The sequence below is a fragment of the Pseudomonas sp. P116 genome (assembly GCF_020149425.1).
GTDB lineage: Bacteria > Pseudomonadota > Gammaproteobacteria > Pseudomonadales > Pseudomonadaceae > Aquipseudomonas > Aquipseudomonas anatoliensis.
In genome coordinates this window covers 189,038-209,608 of the sequence record NZ_JACVHB010000005.1, presented here as the reverse complement: position 1 = coordinate 209,608, position 20,571 = coordinate 189,038, and the positions used below count along the sequence as shown (strand labels likewise).

The window sequence follows — 20,571 nt, the reverse complement described above, 5'->3', positions numbered from 1 at the left end:
GTTTTGCCGATAAGTAGAAGAAGAGATTTTTTAACTTCCGAATATGACCTTGAACCCGACTTAAATAAGTACTTTCTACCTATGGCTAAAATTATCGGCATCATCGTCGTATTCGCGAGCGTGCTCGGCGGATACGTGCTCTCCCACGGCAAAATTGCCGCCCTGATCCAGCCTTTCGAGGTGTTGATCATCGGCGGTGCTGCACTGGGCGCTTTTCTCCAGGCGAACCCCAGCTACATGACGATGCACGTGCTCAAGAAATCCCTGAGCATGTTCAGTTCGCGCTTCACCCACACTTTCTATCTGGAAGTGCTGGGGCTGATCTACGAGATCCTCAACAAGAGCCGCCGCGAAGGCATGATGGCCATCGAGGGCGACATCGAAGATGCCGCCGCGAGCCCGATCTTCGCCAAGTACCCGGCGGTGCTTAAAGATGAACGCATGACCGCGTTTATCTGCGACTACCTGCGCATCATGTCCTCCGGCAACATGGCTCCGCACGAGCTGGAAGGCCTGTTCGACATGGAGCTGTACAGCCTCAAGGAAGACCTCGAGCACCCATCCCACGCGGTGAACGGCATTGCCGACGCCATGCCGGGTTTCGGTATCGTTGCGGCGGTACTCGGTATCGTGGTGACCATGGCCTCCCTGGGTGAAGGCGATCAGAAATCCATCGGCCTGCACGTTGGTGCGGCACTGGTCGGTACCTTCTTCGGTATTCTCGCCGCCTACGGCTTCTTCGGTCCGTTGGCGCATTCCCTGGCCCACGATGCCAAGGAAGAGCTGAACGTGTATGAAGCCATTAAAGCTTCGCTGGTGGCTTCCGCTTCCGGCATGCCGCCATCGCTGGCGGTGGAGTTCGGTCGCAAGGTTCTGTACCCGGCCCACCGTCCAAGCTTTGCCGAGCTCGAACAAGCGGTTCGCGGTCGCTAAGTCATGGAAAATAATCAGCCGATTATCATCAAGCGCGTCAAGCGCATAGCCGGCGGGCACCACGGCGGGGCATGGAAAATCGCCTTCGCCGACTTCGCCACGGCGATGATGGCGTTCTTCCTGGTGCTGTGGCTGCTGTCCACTGCAACGCCGGAGCAGAAGATTGCTATCGCCGGTTACTTCAAAGACCCGGTCGGCTTCTCCGAAAGCGGCACGCCATACATCATCGATCTGGGCGGTACGCCGACGCTGGCGCCGGAGAACACCCTTAACCCCGAGGTGAAGTCCCAGCCGCAACCGGACAAGGTCACCGTCGACACCGAGCAAGTCGAAGGCATGGCCGAAATGGTCGAGAAAGAACGCCTGGAACTGTTGCTGCAAGAACTGCAGAACAAGGTCGACGAGAACCCGCAACTGCAGAAATTCAAGGACCAGATCCTCTTCGAGATCACGCCGAACGGCTTGCGCATCCAGATCATGGACGCCGAGAACCGGCCGATGTTCGACTCGGGTTCTGCGCGCCTGAAGCCGTACTTTGAAGACATCCTGCTAGCCATGGCCGACACCATCAAAGCGGTGCCGAACAAGATCAGCATCAGCGGCCACACCGATGCCAAGCCGTATATCGGTACCGGCGATTACGGCAACTGGGAGCTTTCAGCCAACCGCGCCAACGCTGCACGGCGTGCGCTGATCGCGGGCAGTTATCCCGACGCGCAAGTGGCGCGGGTGGTCGGTTACGCTTCGTCGGCACTGTTCGACAAGGAAAAACCGTTCAACCCGGTCAACCGTCGCATCGATATCGTGGTGCTGACCAAAAAGGCTCAGGCGGCCATCGAAGGTGCGCAAGGCCCCGACGCTGCGAAGCCGGCCGAACAAGGTCAGAACGGTGCCGCGCCGGCAACCCCGGTCGACCCGAACGCCTTGCCGGCGGATCAGCAACCGGTGCCTGCCCACGAGCTGCGCGAACGGCTGAACCTGTTCGACGACGCCGCGCCCAAACCGGCTGAGCCGGGGAGTGCGGCGCCAGTGCCGACAGCGCCAACAGCGCCACCGGCCACTGCACCGGCCCCCGCGCCGAAGCAGTGATTCACAAAAAAGCCGCGAGATGATCGCGGCTTTTTTGTGTCTGTCGGTTTGTGCTTCGCTGTGTTCGTTGGATCTTTCCCCCTCACCCCAGCCCTCTCCCCCCAGGGGGCGAGGGGGAAAGGGAGCCGATCTTCATGCGGTTCAAAACCTGAGTTCGACTCGGTCTTTCACGTCGGCGTAACTCGAACATCCGCCTCGGTCAGTCCCTCTCCCTCCGGGAGAGGGTTAGGGAGGGGCATCAAGGGTGACGATGTTTCAGAACCCGCGCCGAATCCGGTTCTTCAGTTGTTCGTGGAACATGTCGGCATTGCGTTTGTAGGTGCCCTTGACGGATTCACTCATCGATTCCAACGATATCGACCGCTTGTTCGACACCTCCTCACGATACGCATCAATAAAGAAATCCAGATCACTCTCCGTGCTCAGCTTCGGCCATTTGTCCAGATACAACGGCAACTCCGCTGGCCCGGTCCTGAAGGAACAGATCCGCCGATTGCTGATCGTCGCCTCGCCGATCTCAAACGGCACCCACCACGACAATGCGGTTTTTTCCGAAACCACCGCCAGCAGGTGCGTGCACTCGGTGATGTTGCGCGTGATGACCCCGGTGATGTCGTCGGTGGTCTGCGATTCCGGGTCCAGCACGTCAAGGTAGGTCTTGATGTTGGCCCTGATCAGGCGGCTGTTAATCGCCATCGCGTGGGCGCGATCCATGTGGCGGTAGCTGATAAAGACTGGCATCAGAAATGTCCTTTGAGGGCGAGTTCGCGGTAATAGGCGCCGAGGGCGGTGAGGCGGCAGCCGGTCGAGTGGATGGCCGCGTAATACATGTGCTCGGCGTCCATCGGTTCGATCAGGCTGTGGCGGTTGCACTTTTGCAGCTGGGCGAAGACTTCGCCGTGTTCCGGATTGAAAGTGGCTTCGGTGGGTTCGTAGCTGGGATCGAGCGGGAAAACTGATTCGGCTTCGGCAAACCATTCCGGCAGTTTGCGCAGGATCTCCTTGGGGATCAGCGGCGAGACTTCGCGCAGGGAAATGAACTGCGAGACGTTGGTCTTGAACACCGGACGCTGCTCCCAGGCATCGAGCGCATTGTCGACAAAGGAATAGAGGCTGCCGGGGGTAATCTTGCCGAGAATATTGGCTGCGCCGCCATGCAACGCCTGCAACAGCAGCCCGGTGAACACACCGTGTTGCGCGCCTTCCATGGCCGGCTCTTCCTTTTTGCACGCGGTCAGAATCGTCATGCCTTCGCCGACCACGCTGCTTTCACTGCGCAGCGCGCGCACCTCGCCGGCCGCGCCGCTTTGGCAGCAGTCGAGGATGATCACCTTGTTTTTGATCCTGGTCGCTTTGGCTGCCCAGTTGAGGATGTCGCTGATGCGGATGCCGTCCTTGGGGTTACGGAAATCCTGAGGCAGCAGCATGCCTTCATCATTGTCAGTGTCGAAGCCGCCATGCCCGGCGAAGTACAGCAGCGCGACGTTGCAGTCACCGGAAAACAGTTCGCGAATCTGGTCTTCGAGTTTCTCCCTGCTCAAGTGATCCTCGGCGGACGTCAGCACCACGTTCTTGAAGTTGGGGTCGCCATTGGCGTCGGTTTTCAGTACGGATGCCATGGCCATGGCGTCATTGCTGCACCCGCTCAAGCGCGAGATGTGTTTGTAGTCGTTGATCCCGATAAACAGTCCCTTGCGCATGGTTACACCGCCGTGTGCAGGCGAATCGCGCTGACAATGCTGTTGGTGTTCCACGCGCACTCGGCATGTGCGGCGTTGCGCACCAGATTGTCATGGCCGTGGGAGTGGTTCCACGAGTGGCTGATGAACAGATGGTAGGTTTGCATGGGGTTCCTCGGAGGTCGCGAACGTGCGAAGGAGGAACCGAATGTAGGCATCTGGGAAATGCCTACAAGATGTGCGCGGCAAAAGAGAAATGTCCTGCAAGCAGGCGTACGCAGGCCTTACAGAAAAATCTGATGTTTAAAAAAACAGGGAATTTGTAGGGAAAGATCCGACAACCGGCAGCACCTGAGACAGGCGCTGCCGGGTTGGCTGTTTAATAACCGTTTTCAGGCAGACTGGCGATGATCGAGCGGTAGCTGTTCATCCGTTGCTGCTGCACGCGGCCATCTTCCAGGGCCTTGAGCAGTGCGCAACCCGGTTCGCGATCGTGCTTGCAGTCGCGGAAGCGGCAGGTGCCGAGCAAGTCGTTGAACTCGATGAAGCCGGCTTCGACGTCGGCGCGGCTGACGTGGCCGAGGCCGAATTCGCGGATACCCGGGGAGTCGATCAACTCACCGCCGCCGGGGAAGTGGAACAGACGCGCGGTGGTCGTCGTGTGCGTGCCCTGCCCAGACAGCTCGGACAACGGCCCGACGCGGGTTTCAACCTCGGGCAGCAAGCTGTTGACCAGCGACGACTTGCCAACGCCGGACTGGCCGACGAACACGCTGATGCGCCCGTCGAGCTGCTGTTGCAGTTGTTCCATGCCGTTGCCGTGGTGCGCCGAAACTTCCAGCACCGGATAGCCGAGCGTGCGGTAAACCGCCAGCAGCGCGTTTAGCGCCGGGGCGTTCTGCTCGTCGATCAGGTCGAATTTGTTCAGCAGCAACAGCGGCCGGATACCGGCGTGTTCAGCCGCGACCAGGTAGCGGTCGATCAGGTTGGCATGCGGCTCGGGCAGCGGGGCGAAAACGATGACGATCATGTCAACGTTGGCGGCGACCGGTTTGAGCTGGCCACGGCTATCCGGGCGGCACAGCTCGGTGGTACGCGGCAGTTGCGCGACGATCACACCGATGCCCTGGTTACCGGCACGCCAGACGACGGTATCGCCGGTCACCAGCGCCGGCAGGTTGGCGCGCAAGTGGCAGCGGAATACCTGGCCGGCGAGTTCGCCGTCCTTGGCCTCGACTTCGACCTGCACACCGAAGTGTGCAATCACCAGGCCGGTCTGTTCCGGGCCCAGGTCGCCGCCCTCCAGGGCCTCGACAGCCGAGGACTCGCGTTTGGCGGCGCGTGCGGCGCGCTCGCCCTGAATTTTTTCGATGCGCCAGTTTTGACGTCGATTGAGTTGGCGTTTGGCCATGGGTGTTCCGTCTGAAGAATGCAGCGATTAGGTAAAACGGCCGCGAGTTTAGCACGCCCGGCCACCGGCCTAGGCTAAACTGCGCAGCATTGCCTAGGAGCCGAAATATGCAAAACCCGCAGAATTTGATCTGGATCGACCTGGAAATGACCGGTCTGGATCCGGATAACGACGTCATCATCGAAATGGCCACTATCGTCACTGACAGCGACCTCAACACTCTCGCCGAAGGGCCGGTGATCGCCATTCACCACAGCGATGAAGTCCTCGCGCGCATGGATGAGTGGAACACCCGCACCCACGGCAACTCCGGCCTGACCCAGCGCGTACGCGACAGCCGCGTCAGCATGGCCGAAGCCGAAGCCGAAACCATCGCCTTCCTCGAAAAGTGGGTGCCGAAGGGCAAATCGCCGATCTGTGGCAACAGCATCTGCCAGGATCGTCGCTTCCTTTATAACCACATGAAGGCGCTGGAAAGCTACTTCCACTACCGCAACCTCGACGTGTCGACCCTCAAGGAACTGGCCGCGCGCTGGGCGCCGGACGTACGTGACAGCTTCAAGAAGGGCAGCACGCACCTTGCGCTGGACGATATCCGCGAATCGATTGCCGAGCTGCAGCACTACCGCAAGCATTTCATCAAGTTCTGAGATTGGCGAACTTCGCTATCGCCCTCTTTTGGTGCCATGGCGAAGTCAGTAGACTGCGCGCCTTCCTGCAAGGATCGCCACCATGTTGCTGATGCTCTACCTCGTCGCCATCACCGCTGAAGCCATGACTGGCGCCCTGTCTGCCGGGCGTCGTGGCATGGACTGGTTCGGCGTGGTGCTGATCGCCTGCGTCACGGCATTGGGCGGCGGTTCGGTGCGCGACGTGCTGCTTGGGCATTACCCGCTGACGTGGGTCAAACACCCGGAGTATCTGGTACTGACATCAGTGGCGGCGATGTTCACCGTGTTCACCGCCCGCTGGATGCGTCACCTGCGCTCGCTGTTTCTGGTGCTCGATGCGGTCGGTCTGGTGGCATTCACCCTGATCGGCTGCATGACCGCCCTGGAAATGGGCCACGGTATGCTGGTGGCGTCTGTCAGCGGTGTAATTACCGGAGTGTTCGGTGGCATATTGCGCGATATCTTCTGCAATGATATTCCGCTGATCTTCCGTCGCGAACTTTACGCCAGCGTGTCATTTGCCGCAGCGTGGTGCTACATGCTGTGTCTGTATCTGAACTTGCCGAGTGAGCAGGCAATACTGATCACACTGTTCGGTGGTTTTCTATTGCGCTTGTTGGCGATCCGTTTTCATTGGGAGATGCCCAAGTTTGTATATAACGACGAACATTGAAATTTGCTGTGGTCGCTATTTGTAAACGGATGACTAACTAGTCGATAGTCGGCGATTATAAGTGTGTGCATATTTCTTACATTTTTAGGTTTGTCGCTCTTTTGAAGGTCGTGTTATTTTTTTGATCGGTTATCTCAGTATCGATTATCGAAACAAGCATGAATTCAAAGGAGTTGCATCATGGATGTAGAATTAGGCGTAGCACGGACCGCGGAAGCCATGTCGGTAGTTCTCGATGGTATTTCCAGCTTCAAGGTAAAGTTTGATGCGAGTGACGCTACCCGCAGCAAGACTCTATTCGGCAATGGGCGTATGCAGGTAAAAGTGCAGGTTCTGGTCACCGGAGTTGATAGTAATGGAACTCCAGTACATGTGCCTGCCGTAGTCATGGATAGCATTGAGCTTATCCATTACACCACCGGCAAAACCCTGCGCGCTGGCTGGGCCGCAAGCGCCGAGCAAGGGCGATTCACGCTGGAAGCACCAGCGGTCACGACCGTGGGTGGGGGCGATGACGATGCGGAGGATGACGTTCTACATCACCAGGTTCGCACGTTCTGGGTGTCGTCGTCGGGTGCCGGGACGACCCAGATCGCCGCGCGCCTTTCCCTCCAAGGCCAGACGATCACCACCAATGGAACTGCGCTCGGCGGTGTTCATGACAGCAGCGTGACGCTGGAGGCGCAACCACCACAAGCCTACGCGATGGAACAGTTCCGCTGGCATATGACCCGCCGGGGAAATGAGGAGCCGCGTAATCGTATCTTTAACTATTATCTTGGTTTATATCCAAACGGGCAGCAAATCAAACTGGTTGACTGGATTGCCGATGGAGCAGTGGCTGAAGAAAATTATAAGTTTGTTTCAGCTAATAAACTTTACGAATACGCGACGAATTATCTCAGCGGTATTTTGGCTCGGCCAACAGCTACGCATGTGCAACTGTCATTGCCCTACAACGGAGACGCGACTGCTTTTACATTTTTCCGTGATGCGATTACGCGGGATTCGAAACTTTACAGTGTGAGGGTAAATGACCGGGATGGAGAACTGACGTTTGTGCAGGCTCTCTCCGAATATTCGAGGATTGCACCTGAATTCAAAAGTGACAAAGTCTTTCGGTTTCGCGCCATTGATCAACATGGTACGGAGCATAAACTGGCGATTCGCACCGATTTCGCAGCGCGCAATTTCTATCTTGAACGAGGTTGAGTGCCGCCTCATTCAATTTGCGTACCGCACTAAAGCAGGCAGTCCGATAAACTGAATTTTCGCTCGTCAAGTATTGCGATATGCAGAATTTGTATGTCTGTCATGCGTTGACTCTGTAGGAATACGGAGTCTTCGCAACCACACGCCAACAGTTCTGAACTCTGTGCTAACGCACGTAATCAGCGTGGATTTTGCCGCCGCGTGCTGCTACATCCTGTGTCTGTATTTGAATGTGCCGGGTGAGCGAGCCATTCTGATTACCTGTGTGCGAATTTTTGTTGCGTCTGCTGGCCATTCGTTTTCATTGGAAAATGCCGAGTTTTTTGTAAAGACCAGTGTTGAAATGTTTTGCAGTTGCTGTTTGCGCGCGGGTAATTAACTTGTCGGTCTTGGTGATCATAAGTGTATGGATGTTTCTTGCGTTTTCCGCTTTACCGATCTTTTGACGGTTGTGTTATTTGTTTAGTCGGTTGTCTCAATATCGATTATCAAAATAAACATGTTTCAGAGGCGTCCATGACAGCAGCGTGACCGTGGAGGTGCAGCCGCCACAAGGCTACGCGTTGGAGCAGTTCCGCTGGGGGAGCATCCGACGGAGAAATGAGGAGTCGGGTAATCGTATCTATAACTTTTATCTTGGTTTGTATCCACAGGGGCGATTAACACGGATTCGGTAGAGTGCTATTTCCATCTTGAACGAGGTTGAACGCCGAAACATTCAATTTGCGGTGAATGTGGTAGACATGTATGCCGCTTTACAAAAGGCATGCCACTAAACTGAATTTCGCTCATCAAGTATTTGCGATACGCAGTATTTGCATGCCTGTCATGCGTTGACCCTGTCGGAATACAGGGTATTCGCAACCACATTTCAAGGATGAAATCCCATGGTTGGCAAAACGCCAAAAAACCCACCGGCACCCGTTCCCCCCGTTTCTCGCAAACGGATCCAGCCGCCTGACCCACCATTACGCGTCGAAACTTTTCTCCCTCCGATAGCTCACCCTTTAGTTACGAGCTCTGTGCTAACCCACACAGGCAGCCCGATACATGTTTCTCCAATCGTTGCCACTGCCGCCATCAAAGTCAGTCCTTATCCCCACAAACCTGACTCGCCAAGCGGCGCCGCGGTATCGATGGCCCGATCTCTGGAGGAGTTTTATACGCCGGTACCGTCGTGGATACCGAATACCGAGGCCGATGGAACATTGCTGTTCAAGCGGCGCCAATACGTGGCCGTAGACCATGAGCACTTTGTGCAAGTGGTTCGCGATCCCGCCAGTGGCCACCTGCGCGCAACACTGTCGATTGAACGAACGCCCTCGGGGCCGTGGCTTCAGCGTGATCCCGTCAGCGGATTCTGGCGTTGCGTGGAGCAACCAAGGATGGAGACTGTCACCGGCGCGTGGGGCCAGGCTGTCGAGCGCCCCGCGCAATGGCAGGTCGCGCAGCTATTCCGACGGTTAGGTCAGTCAGTCGCGATGTTCTCCGATGCCACCGTCGCCCGCATTCTCGCAGTGAGTGGTATCGATGATGATTTGCTGCATCGCCTCTACGCCCGATCCCGTCGCCCGCCTGCGCTGCTGGAAGACACGGTCAGGCGCTTCAAGCTTGATCAGCAGATCCGGCAGTTGGTCACCCATCTGGAGAGCGACGACCCCTCGGTATACGTCAAGGCCGATCCTCAGTTGCAGTTATTGCTGCTGAAAGCCAATGGCGTCGATGTTGCAAGCACCCCTCTGTTCAGGGGTGACTTACTCCCCTGTGTTGTCAGGACGCTGGATGCTGCATTGCTCGAAAAACTGCTGGCACCAACGGCAAGCGCGCAATCCGGTTTAACGCCGCTGGACTCACGGGTTGGCCGTTTACGCAAACTAATGGCCCGTTGGGCTCGGCACGCGCCAGAGCAGCTATTCAAAGCTCGAGAAGAAGCGTTCGAACTGGACTGTAACGAAACCACCCTGCAGATACGCCGGGTTTTTCCGAACCTGCCGAAGACTGCGGCTATGGAAATCTGGCGTAACGCGAGTGCCTCCGAGCGATTGCGGGTGCAAGGTAACCAGAGCATGTCCGACCCCATGATGAATGACGCCTTGCTGCTGTGGCGAGAGATCAGGATCGCGAGGGCATGTGAGGGCATTTACCTGCCGGCAGCCTCCAGTCTGGACAGCGACAGCGTGGCGCTACTGATGATTGCCGACTTGTCCCAATGGCCGCGAGACATGGCGATAGAGATTCGCCACTACGATAGGGGAGGCAAATTGTTGGCCGCTGTCGGAAAATCCGAAGTTGAGAAAACTCGCATTCTGGTGCGCACTGACGACGGTTATGTCATCGAAAATGGCGCCGCACTCAAATCGCAGCGGGCGCGCGATGTGTATTCGGCACTCCTGTTGACCTTGCAGCCTGCGCAGCGTCAAGCCTTCGGTTTGTCTGCCGATGAGGGCAAGTTGCTGCAGCGACGAATCCGGACGCAGCCTCTACCATCACGACAACGTATCAGCGAGGCGCTCGGGTTGCCACCGACCCCGATCGATACGCATGGTCAAGGCCTGGTGCCGCGCGATAGGGGATCGCTGCGCGGCGGTGGTGATATTGACCCCGCCCCCTCTACTTCAGATGTACAGCGCCTGCGTGAACTTTATCCATCGTTATCGGAGGACGAGGTGGCCAAATTCATGTCCCGCGGCGGCCAGCTTTCCAGTGTGTTGACGCGGCTGGAAAAGGAGTTCGCGACACTGCGCAGCGATTTGGCGGTCTGGAGTGCCGAGGTGCCCGCTGAATCGTCCTCGACGGGCCAAGGGAATGTGCTGAAACTCGCCGAACAACGCCAGGCTCGCCAACAGTTCAGCGCAATGCTGCAAGATATCTGGCAGCGCAAGTCGGTTTCGCAATGGGGGGAGGGAGAGTCTCATTTTTCTTACTATGTCGATTTTTCGGGTGAATTACCGAGATTGTCCGCCAGATTTGAGTATGTAACAGAGTTGATATTGACCGTAAAAAACCCGGACGTCCGTATAGGCACGTTTCTTGATTGCTTTCCCAATATTCAATTTTTAGGGGTCGTTGGCATAAAAATGGAAGAGTTCCCGTCAGGAATTTTTCAAATGCGCCAGTTAAGCGAACTTACACTGGACGGGTGCGCTCTAAAACTGTCTGAAGTCACGGCTGAGGGGGTGTCCAGAATCGAAACGCTCACATTGTTGAACCTGGCAAACAACCCTCTTACAGTCGCTCCGCATATAGGCTACATGGCAGGTTTGAGCGAGTTGATGCTGAGCAACGCAAATCTTTCCAGTGTTCCTTCAGGCATAGGTACGCTCAAGGGGCTAGAGCTCGTGGCATTACATAATAATAATATTTCCGACGTGGGATATGAGTTGTTTGATATTCCGGATACACAGGATCTATTCGTTGGTTTAGTGCATAACCCACTAAGTGATACGTCGAGACAGCGTATTGAACAGTATCTTGAAAATTCCAGTATGGACCGTAAGGTGGAAATCCAGACGGAGGGGGAAGTTTTAGAGTCTGACTCCGATAGTGAGTCTTCAGAAAGCGGGATCTCGACTGCGTCAGGAAGCGACTGAATATTGGTGAAAGTAACGGCTCCTTTGTTTTTCTGAGATAACCTGACAAGAATAAACTGCCCGGTGGCTCCCCTTTTGATTCTGTTGAGTTGAGGTCAGGAGGGGAGAAGGTCATTGAGTGCTGGAATCATGGGGGCAGGAAGAGTGTTGTTAAAGTCCGCTTCATGTGATCTACGATTTTTGAATGTATAAGCATTTGTGTGGGTTGTTGATGGTGATGTTAAAATATTACTCCCTCACAATTTGTCGAATGTCGCGGCTGTTTTTATTCAAGTCGATTCTCCATAGTTTGCTGAGTCCTTAGAGGGCGGAATCTATTAATCAGCAAGGTATTGTTAGATGTTTGATGAGCAAATTGGTATTTCCCGTATCGAGGTAAAACTCGACTCCACAAGGTCAGGCCAGCATAAAGTGCTTTATGCCAATGGGCGCATGCAGGTGCGGGTGTTGGTACTTCTACACGGGATCGATAACAATGGCGACGGCGCTTCACTGTATGGTCATCCCGCGTTGCAGACACTGCGCTTGATTGCCTATAACGGTGCTCGAGCTCTGGAAGGGGATTGGCAAGTATCCGTTCAGGAAAATCGGTATAACCACGAAATGTCGGGTGGAGTATCGCATCTCACAGAGGTTGCTAAGGTTACCGATAACCGAATAAGCAGCAATTTGGATCCGGTGCAGATTTTTGAGTTCTGGGTTTCCGCCACCAAGACCGGAATCATGGAGGTTGCCGCCGAAATCGTCATGAACGAAGAGGTATTGAGAAGCAACGGACTTGGTTTTGACAGCAGCGTTACGCTGGAGGCGATTCCACCGAAAGAGTATTCGCTGAGTGACTTCTCGGTGAGCAAATACGGAGACCAGGAGCGGCGTGATCGTTACGACTGGATCCAGACTTATCATATTGCCCTGCACGCGGAGGGCAGGCAGATTTCCCTCCTGGATTGGTACAGTAGCGAAGTAAGGCTTGCGTATTACGATTCCGATACTGCGGTGCAAGTGTATGTGTCCGGAAATATTCCCGATACTGAGGATAATCGGCGGTGTTTTTATGGCTATATGGCGCCGATGTATAAGCGCAGCGCAACGTTTCGCAGCCCTCGCCTTGGTTATATGACGGTGCCTGTGAACAAAGTAGCAGGGCGATTGACGCTCATTCAGTATATTTCCGCTGATTCTCAAGAGGGCGGCGAAAACAAAAACGGATTCGAGTTCTCGGTATTTGATGAGTTTGGTACGGAACATCGGCTGTGTCTCGAAGGCGACAAAGAGCAGCGTACTTTTATTCTGGTTAAGTCAAAGCGACCGATGCAACAGTTCTGGTCTCGTTAAGTCCGGCCAGGCCAGCACACAGTTCGCTGGCCTGCTGTTGTAGGCCGTATCTGAATAAATTGAATGCAAGGCGTTGTTTCATGACTAATAATTCAAATTCCCCTGTTCACTCAAATGCTTTCAACTTCGGTGAGTTCGTTACTGGAGGCGTTGATCCGCGTACGGGTATGTACACCTGCGCCTTTTCCTTGGGCACGTTACACTCGGCGGATCTCAATGGCCCTGACCTTGCAATTTCACTGGGCTTCAATCCGCTTAATCAGACGGATGCCGGTTTCGGAGTTGGCTGGTCGCTGATCACGACAAATTACGACTTGCGCAGCAAAGTCATGACACTGTCCAACGGTGAGCGTTACAAGGCTGTCGAAACGCCTGCTGGGTTGAAGTTCAAGGAAATGAAACTGCAAACGGCAAAAGTGTTAGTGACCGGAGCAGGGCGCTATGAAGTTCGATACAAGGATGGTCGGCGTGAACTGCTCAAGGTTCTGGCTGGCACTCAGGTCGCGGTAGCGGAAAAAATAATCGCGGCGAACGGTGTGAGCGTCACGCTCAAGCATAAGGCGTTCAATGAGTTTCCCATGCTGACCGAGATCAGCGACACCAAGGGATGCCTGCTGAACATTACACGCAAGGAGGGTCAGGTGACATTGACCCGGCATCCGGATACCTCGTCCAGTTTCAATTACAAATTGATCCTGAAAAATGGGCGGGTGACGTCAATCGAACTGCCGGTCGGCAAAGGTTGGGACCTCGATTATGACGTCATTGATGGAGCCAGTTATCTGCGCAAAGTCGTCAATCCATTGCATGGCATAGAAATCATTCGTTACAAGCGGCAAGGTCACCGCTTCATCAATGAGGTGGAACAGACACTACCGTTTGTTATCGCTCACGATATCTACCCTGGTCGTGGCCAACCCAGGCTGTGCAAGACGTACACCTACTCCGACCGTAACTTTCTCGGGCATGGTCTGGTGCCGGCCAGGGGCGATGACGGAGATCCTCTCTACCGGGCATCTGGCACCTACGTCTACACCTCTGAGGAGAAGTTGGTTGTGAGCGGTAAGGCACATACGCGCATCAACCGCACCTACAACAAATTTCATTTGCTGGTCGAAGAAGTTACGACGTGTGGCGATGCTCAGATCGAAACCACTACTGAATATCATTGTTCGGTCGCCAAGCCGTTCAACGAGCAGCCGGCTCAGTTCCGCATGCCGAAAGTTCAGACGGTGACCTATCTCGATCGACGCACCAAGCAAGCGCGCAAGGAAATCACCGTCACCGAGTTCGACGGCGAAGGCAACCTGCTTAAGTGCGTTGAGCCGAGTGGGGTGACGACTGTCACGGAGTTTTATCCGGCAAGCGGTGGGGACAACTGCCCAGAGGATCCGCTGGGTTTCGCCAGGTTCCAGAAAAAGAGGACGGTCACCGCTGCGGCAGCGGGTGAGGCCTCGACTGTCACGTACTACGACTATGCGCTGCATCCTGCGCTGGAAGGTGAGGGGCTGGCATCCGTCTTGCCGGTCGAGGAACGTGATTTCGAGTTCGTGAAGGGGGTAGAGGTCCTGCTATCGAAAACCGAACGCAGTTACCTCGATACGCCAAAGGATCCGTTCAAGCACGGGGCGACGAAAGCGCAAAGCGTCACCCGAAACTATAAAAAGATCTGTACGGAATTTTCCTATGAGCTTGAGGACAATCGTCTTCGGGTGAAGTCCAGCACACGCGGGTTTGATGGTTCGCAGCAGACCAGTGAAAAAGTGCTCTCGACGCAGACGGGCTTACTGTTGGCAGAGGTCGGTGTCGATGGCACGCGCATCGAACATGAATACGACGCGATCGGCCGAGCTGTATGCAAAACGGTTGCCCCCGGCACGCCCTACGCGGCCTCTACCCAGTGGGCCTACCTGGCCGCCAGTAAACAACAGCCGGCCACGATGGTGACCACGGATGCGGCGGGCGGCGAGCAAAGAGTGACTTATGACGGCCTGGAGCGGGTAATCACCGTTCAGGAAAAGGACTGCGATCATCCCGACAAGGACGGTCTTATCCAGTCCCGCACCCTATATTCAGCCATGCATGATTCGGCGGGTCATAAAGTCAAATCGACGCTGACCGATTGGCGCGATGGCAAGCCTTGTCCGGTCATTACCTGCTACGAATACGATAGCTGGGGCCAGGTCAGCAAGACGCTGCATGCCGATGGGCGCATCGAACACAGCGTGGCTGATCCGGTCCTTCGCCAGCAAACGAACTGGCTCGAGGGAATGGGCAAGACGGTGACTGAAGTCAACGACTTTGGTAAACCGCTGAGCGTCGAGCACTTCAACCTGAAGAGCAAGAGCCTCGGCAAAACCGTTTATACCTATGACGGCTTCGGGCGCACAACCAGCCAGACAGATCCCGTCGGCAATACGACTCGATATGAGTACGACGTTTTTGACCGGATGATCCGCACTGTCCTGCCCGATGCCAGCGCGGTCGTGACCGACTATGCCGAGCATAGCGATGAAGGTCTGCCGATCGGCATCAAGGTTGATGACAAAGTGTTGGGGCAGCAAACTTATGACGGTTTGAGTCGTTTAATACAAAGTACCGTGGGCGGACGAAAGTCCGAGGCTGGTTATGAAGCGGGCTTCACTCAGCCACAGTGGCACAAGAGTGCTGATGGCAAAAAAACCGAATTCACTTATTTGCGCGATCTGGGCGGTTTGCTGACGGAGCGCAAGGCAGGTGCTTTAGTCACGACCATGACTTACGACCCCGTCAGTGGCAATCCCTTGACCTGTACTGAAAACGGCAAGGAACGCAGCTTTACCTATTACCCTTCCGGACGCCTCAAATCCGAAACGACGACCTTCGGCGCTATCACGAAAGCCACGTCCAGTACCTATTCCCTGCAGGGGCGACCGATCACCCATGTCGATGTACTCGGAGCCGAAAGCAGATCCGAATACGATGAGCACGGCCGCCTGCTCTCCACTTCGCAGGGCTCGCTGAAAACCGAGTTCCACTACAACACCCGGACGGGGAAGCTGGACTGGACGAAAACCGAAGAAACGTCAATCAAGCGTCAAATGGTCACCCGGTTTGTCTACGACGATATCGGTCGTGAAACCCGCCGTACATTCGAGATTCAGGGTCAGCCTGACCAGACGCTGGAATCGACTTATACGCTTGCTGGCAAACTGGCGCAGAAGGTTTCCAGGCGTGGCACGCAAATTTTGCGTGATGAGCAATTCACATACGATGTGCGCGGGCGTCTGATCAAGTACGACTGTGCCGGCACCCAAAAGCCCCGCGATCCGTATGGCAAGGAAATTGTCCAGCAGACGTTCACTTTCGACGCGCTGGACAACATCCTAACCGTGCAGACGAAGTTCCCGCTGGGCGTGAATCTGACCACCTTCAGTTATGACAATCCTGATCCTGTACAGCTCAGCGCAGTCAAGCATTCCCATGTCGATTATCCGTCGGCAGTGACGCTGGAGTACGACGCCAACGGCAGGATGATCAAGGACGACCAGGCGCGAACGCTGGCCTATGACGCATTCGGACGTCTAGAGCAATTGTCCGGCGCTGGGGGATCAGTCATTCGTGGCTACCATTACGACGGTTTCGACGATCTGGTTGAACTGTCGCAACCCGAAAAGGCAACTGCGCAGCGTTACTACTACGCAGGCCGGGTCGCCAATGAGGTGAGTGGTGAAAATTCATACAGTGTTGTACGTCACGGTGGAGCGCTTGTGGGGCAACAGCAGCTAGGTTTGAACGCCGGCGCCCAGCTATTTGGCACCGATCAGCAGCAAAGCGTGCTGGCAACGCTGGGCAAGGAACAGCTCACCGATTGCGCCTACAGCCCTTATGGGCACCGTCCTGCCGAAGGCGGATTGTTCAGCCTCGCGGGGTTCAACGGCGAGCAGCTCGATCCGGTTACCGGGCTGTATCTGCTGGGGAATGGTTACAGGGCCTATAGTCCGACACTGATGCGTTTTCTCGCCCCCGACAGCATGAGTCCGTTCGGCGCGGGCGGATTGAATACCTATAGCTATTGCTTGGGCGATCCTGTCAATCGTGTCGACCCAACCGGGCATATCTCCTGGCAATCAGTCCTGGGAATCGGGCTCAGTATTCTCGGGGTTGTTGCCAGCGTATTGACGATGGGCGCGGCGACGCCATGGGCAGTGGCGTCAATGGGGTTGGCGGTTGCGTCTGGACTGGCGGGTATAGCCAGCGAGGTGCTCAATGAATTGGCACCGGGTTCTCAAGCAGGCGAGATATTGGGGTGGATCAGCTTTGGTCTAGGATTGGCTTCGCTCGGTACAGGCCTGGCGGCTGGTGCCAAAGCGGCCATTAATGCTGGCAGGAGACTTGCTGGGGCCTTTAAGCCGGGGTTGAGTGGCAGAGGAGGCCAAAAAGCAGGCCAAGAGATGGCCCGAGGTTTCGTCAAAGGAAAAGGGGCCAAGGCAGCGGCCAAAAAAGCCAAGGCGCCCGTGGTGGAAGAGTCGGATGAACCTTGGCAATTAATCAGGCCCACGCGACACACTTTCCAAAATCCATGTAATAGCAGAAAGGCTTATGATTTCTACAGGCTCATTGAAGGCAATAACTCCCCCCGCCAAGCGGCCAACCTAAATGGGATGCTGTACGGGGAAATGAGACCACTCGGCAATGGAAGAAGTGTATCGCATGTTTATATGGCGAAGACGGCCGGACGTGGGGAGCGTATTTACCTTCTAGAGGACAGTAATCAGAGAGTTTGCAAAGTCTTGCACGCGGGCGAGCATTTGTCCCCGGGGCAGACGAATGCACTGATAGAATCTGCTTACGATATGGATACAATGCGCATTCCTACGGCCTGAGTACTTTGCTGGCCCTTTATGGATTTGAAGGCCTGGAGTGCCGTTCCAGCGCCCATTCCACATGCTCTCTAACCAACTCCGACGGATAATCCCGTCGCGCCTTCAACGCTTCCAGCACCGGAATCGTTGAAGGCGCATTCCCCAGCCCCACTGCCAGATTCCTCAACCAGCGCTCATACCCGGCACGCCGCAATGGCGAGCCTTCGGTGCTGCTCAAGAACTTCTCTTCATCCCACAAAAACAGCTCGGCCAGTTCGGCATTGTCGAGGTTATGCCTCGGCTTGAAATCACCTTCTCCTGAGGGCTTGGCGAAACGGTTCCACGGGCAGACGATCTGGCAGTCATCGCAGCCGAACACGCGGTTGCCGATCAGCGGGCGCAAATCTTCAGGGATAGCGGTTTTCAGCTCGATGGTCAGATACGAAATGCAACGCCGGGCGTCCAGCACATACGGGCCGACGAAGGCGTTGGTCGGACAAATGTCGAGGCACGCGGTGCAACGGCCGCAATGTTCGCTGCTGTGCGGCTCATCCACTGGCAGCGGCAGATCAACAAACAGTTCGCTCAAGAAGAAATAGCTGCCCGCCTTGCGATTCAACACCAGCGTGTTTTTGCCGATCCAGCCCAGCCCAGCCTGTTCGGCGATGGCTTTTTCCAGTACCGGCGCGCTGTCGACGAAGGCACGAAAACCGAACGGGCCGATCTCGCCTTGAATCTTGTCGGCCAATTGTTGAACACGTTTACGGATCAATTTGTGGTAATCGCGGCCCAAGGCATAACGCGACACGTAAGCTTTTTCCGGTTCGGCCAGTCGTTTAGCCATTTCGGTGTCGCCCGGCAAGTAGTCCATGCGCAGGGAAACCACGCGTAAAGTGCCGGGCACCAGCTCCTCCGGATGCGAACGTTTGCTGCCGTGGGCGCCCATGTAATCCATTTCGCCGTGGTAGCCGGCTTCGAGCCAGCGCTCAAGGTGCTGCTCATGCTCGGCCAGATCGAGGCCGCTGATGCCGACTTGCTGAAAGCCCAGCTCGCGGCCCCAATCCTTGATCGATTGGGCGAGGGCGGGCAGGTCTGTGGTGATGGCGGACATGAGGCGAGAGAAACCGGAGCTGAGGTGCGTATAATTCTGCCAGACATCGGAGCCCGAAGACGCATGCCGCACACGAAAGATGAATTACCCGACGCGCTGTATGGCGCTGCGCAGGTGCGTGAGATCGACGCACGGCTGATTGCCGCCGGCACGCCGGGCTTTGAATTGATGCAACGCGCCGCCCATGCGACCTGGCGGGCACTGGTGCGGCAGTGGCCATCAGCCGATGAAATGACTGTGCTTGCTGGGCACGGCAACAATGCGGGCGATGGTTATTTGATCGCTGTGCTGGCGCAGCGGGCCGGGTGGTTGGTGCGGGTGTTGGCGGTCGGTGATCCGCAGCGTTTGCAGGGTGATGCTGCGCTGGCTCATGCCCAGGCGTTGGCAGAAGGCGTCAGCGTGCAGGGCTGGACTGCGCAAAGCGAACTGCGCGGCGTCATCGTCGATGCCTTGCTCGGTACTGGCCTCACCGGCGAAGTGCGCGAGCCTTATCTCGATGCAATCAAGACAATCAACGCCAGCGGCTTGCCAGTCACGGCGGTGGATATTCCTTCCGGATTGTCCGCCGATACCGGGCATGTGCTCGGCGTGGCGGTTCGTGCCGATCTCACGGTCACCTTCATTGGTTTGAAAATCGGCCTGTTCACCGGCGACGCGGCGGACTACACCGGTCATCTGGTGTTTAACGATTTGCAAGCCGCAGCCGAAACCTGTCGTGACATTTGCGTTCGTGCCCGACGCCTCAACGCGGCTAATCTGCCGCGGCTGGCGCCCCGTGCACCGACGGCGCACAAGGGCCGTTTCGGACACGTGCTGTTGATCGGCGGCGATCAAGGTTTTGGCGGGGCGATCTTGCTCAGCAGCGAAAGCGCCTTGCGCAGCGGTGCGGGCATGGTTTCGCTGGCGGCGCGCCCGGAGCATGTGCCGGCAGCGCTGACGCGGATTCCGGAAGTCATGGCGCTCGGCGTTTCTTCGGCCAATCAACTGATGGGCTTGCTGGAAAAGGTTTCCGTGCTGGTGGTCGGACCGGGTCTCGGGCAAGCAGGTTGGGGGCGGGCGTTGTTGTCCGCCGCCGCCAACGCAGCGCTGCCGCAAGTTTGGGACGCCGATGCATTGAACCTGCTGGCCAGCGGTTGTGTCAGCTTGCCCAGGGATTGCGTGATCACGCCGCATCCGGGTGAAGCGGCGCGTCTGCTGGGGATCAGCACCGCCCAGGTGCAGGCCGATCGTCCTGCCGCTGCGTTGGCGTTGAGCAAAAAATATACAGCGGTGGTAGTGCTCAAAGGCGCCGGTAGCCTGATCGCCCATCCCGACGGGCGTCTGGCGTTGTGTCATCAGGGCCATCCGGCCATGGCCACCGCCGGGCTCGGCGATGTGCTGGCCGGTTTGACCGGCGCACTGCTGGCGCAAGGCATGGACGGTTTCGATGCCGCGTGCCTGGCGGTCTGGCTGCATGCCAATGCCGGAATGCAACAAGGGAAATTCGGCCGTGGGCTGGCGGCCAGTGATTTGATTCCAGCCATTCGTCAGTTGTTGGAGGAGCATGCACCGTGTCTGAAGTAACCCTGTACTTGGCCGATGAACAGGCCATGAGCGACTTTGGCGCACGCATCGCCCGCGTTACCCAGGGCCATGGCCTGATTTTTCTCGAAGGCAATCTCGGCATGGGCAAAACCACCCTGTCGCGGGGCATCATTCGGGGTCTGGGGCATGTCGGCTCGGTAAAAAGTCCGACCTTCACGTTGGTCGAGCCCTACGAGATCGGTGACATCCGCGCGTTCCACTTCGACCTGTATCGCCTGGTCGATCCGGAAGAACTGGAGTTTCTCGGCATCCGCGACTACTTCGAAGACGATGCCCTGTGCCTGATCGAGTGGCCCGATAAAGGTGCAGGCTTTTTGCCAAAGCCTGACCTGACCATTACCATTAGCCCGCAAGACAGCGGTCGTTCGCTGAAAATTTTATCCCAGAGCTCGCGTGGCGAGGCCTGGTGTGCCGCTTTGGCATTGGAAACCAATTAAAT

15 protein-coding genes and 1 pseudogene are annotated in these 20,571 nt (G+C 56.4%); 11 read left to right on the top strand and 5 right to left on the bottom strand.

The features are described from left to right. Nucleotides 1-81: 81 nt before the first annotated feature. Nucleotides 82-933, top strand: a complete 852-nt coding sequence (motA, locus tag ICA15_RS18360; protein ID WP_150594024.1) for a flagellar motor stator protein MotA — start codon at nt 82-84, stop codon at nt 931-933. Nucleotides 934-936: 3 nt separating this feature from the next. Beyond that, nucleotides 937-2,022 (top strand): flagellar motor protein MotB, encoded by a 1,086-nt coding sequence (motB, locus tag ICA15_RS18355; RefSeq protein WP_210554265.1) that lies wholly within the window; start codon nt 937-939, stop codon nt 2,020-2,022. Between the two features lie 255 nt (nt 2,023-2,277). Here the strand turns inward: motB and ICA15_RS18350 are convergent, their stop codons facing one another. From ICA15_RS18350 to rsgA, 4 genes are all read right to left on the bottom strand, one after another. Beyond that, nucleotides 2,278-2,763, bottom strand: a complete 486-nt coding sequence (locus tag ICA15_RS18350; protein ID WP_210554264.1) for a toll/interleukin-1 receptor domain-containing protein — start codon at nt 2,761-2,763, stop codon at nt 2,278-2,280. Beyond that, nucleotides 2,763-3,722: a caspase domain-containing protein gene (locus ICA15_RS18345; protein ID WP_210554263.1), complete on the bottom strand. Its 960-nt coding sequence runs from the start codon at nt 3,720-3,722 to the stop codon at nt 2,763-2,765. Before ICA15_RS18345 ends, ICA15_RS18350 begins: the two co-directional genes overlap by 1 nt. Before the next feature lie 2 nt (nt 3,723-3,724). Continuing rightward, a complete protein-coding gene (locus ICA15_RS18340; protein ID WP_191626423.1) occupies nt 3,725-3,868 on the bottom strand; it encodes a hypothetical protein in 144 nt (47 codons plus the stop codon). 212 nt (nt 3,869-4,080) lie between these two features. Beyond that, entirely contained in the window at nt 4,081-5,112 is a 1,032-nt protein-coding gene (gene rsgA, locus ICA15_RS18335) for a small ribosomal subunit biogenesis GTPase RsgA (protein WP_150602645.1), read from the bottom strand. Between the two features lie 107 nt (nt 5,113-5,219). Here rsgA and orn point away from each other — a divergent pair, with 107 nt between their 5' ends. From orn to ICA15_RS18300, 7 genes and pseudogenes are all read left to right on the top strand, one after another. Further along, a complete protein-coding gene (orn, locus tag ICA15_RS18330) occupies nt 5,220-5,762 on the top strand; it encodes an oligoribonuclease (RefSeq protein ID WP_150618010.1) in 543 nt (180 codons plus the stop codon). An 82-nt stretch (nt 5,763-5,844) separates the two neighbouring features. Beyond that, entirely contained in the window at nt 5,845-6,456 is a 612-nt protein-coding gene (locus tag ICA15_RS18325) for a trimeric intracellular cation channel family protein (protein ID WP_150602643.1), read from the top strand. Between the two features lie 180 nt (nt 6,457-6,636). Then, nucleotides 6,637-7,668: a hypothetical protein gene (locus tag ICA15_RS18320; RefSeq protein ID WP_210554262.1), complete on the top strand. Its 1,032-nt coding sequence runs from the start codon at nt 6,637-6,639 to the stop codon at nt 7,666-7,668. Between the two features lie 181 nt (nt 7,669-7,849). Beyond that, nucleotides 7,850-7,997 (top strand): annotated as a pseudogene (locus tag ICA15_RS18315) (trimeric intracellular cation channel family protein); the annotation flags it as partial. 807 nt (nt 7,998-8,804) lie between these two features. Then, nucleotides 8,805-11,258, top strand: a complete 2,454-nt coding sequence (locus tag ICA15_RS18310; RefSeq protein ID WP_210554261.1) for a leucine-rich repeat domain-containing protein — start codon at nt 8,805-8,807, stop codon at nt 11,256-11,258. 339 nt (nt 11,259-11,597) lie between these two features. Beyond that, nucleotides 11,598-12,593 carry a hypothetical protein gene (locus ICA15_RS18305; RefSeq protein ID WP_210554260.1) on the top strand — a complete coding sequence of 332 codons (996 nt, stop codon included), beginning with the start codon at nt 11,598-11,600 and terminating at the stop codon, nt 12,591-12,593. A gap of 80 nt (nt 12,594-12,673) precedes the next feature. Further along, on the top strand, nt 12,674-17,458 hold the full coding sequence (locus ICA15_RS18300; protein ID WP_210554259.1) for an RHS repeat domain-containing protein: 4,785 nt from the start codon (nt 12,674-12,676) through the stop codon (nt 17,456-17,458). 16 nt (nt 17,459-17,474) lie between these two features. Here ICA15_RS18300 and queG read toward each other — a convergent pair whose 3' ends face one another. Further along, the gene (gene queG / locus ICA15_RS18295) at nt 17,475-18,548 is read right to left on the bottom strand and encodes a tRNA epoxyqueuosine(34) reductase QueG (RefSeq protein ID WP_210554258.1); all 1,074 of its coding nucleotides are present in this window, start codon (nt 18,546-18,548) and stop codon (nt 17,475-17,477) included. A gap of 63 nt (nt 18,549-18,611) precedes the next feature. On the opposite strand from queG, the gene ICA15_RS18290 reads away from it, so the two are divergent. After that, on the top strand, nt 18,612-20,111 hold the full coding sequence (locus tag ICA15_RS18290) for an NAD(P)H-hydrate dehydratase (protein ID WP_210554257.1): 1,500 nt from the start codon (nt 18,612-18,614) through the stop codon (nt 20,109-20,111). After that, nucleotides 20,099-20,569, top strand: a complete 471-nt coding sequence (gene tsaE / locus ICA15_RS18285) for a tRNA (adenosine(37)-N6)-threonylcarbamoyltransferase complex ATPase subunit type 1 TsaE (protein WP_150602636.1) — start codon at nt 20,099-20,101, stop codon at nt 20,567-20,569. The genes ICA15_RS18290 and tsaE overlap by 13 nt, the downstream gene beginning before the upstream one ends. The last annotated feature ends 2 nt before the right edge of the window (nt 20,570-20,571 follow it).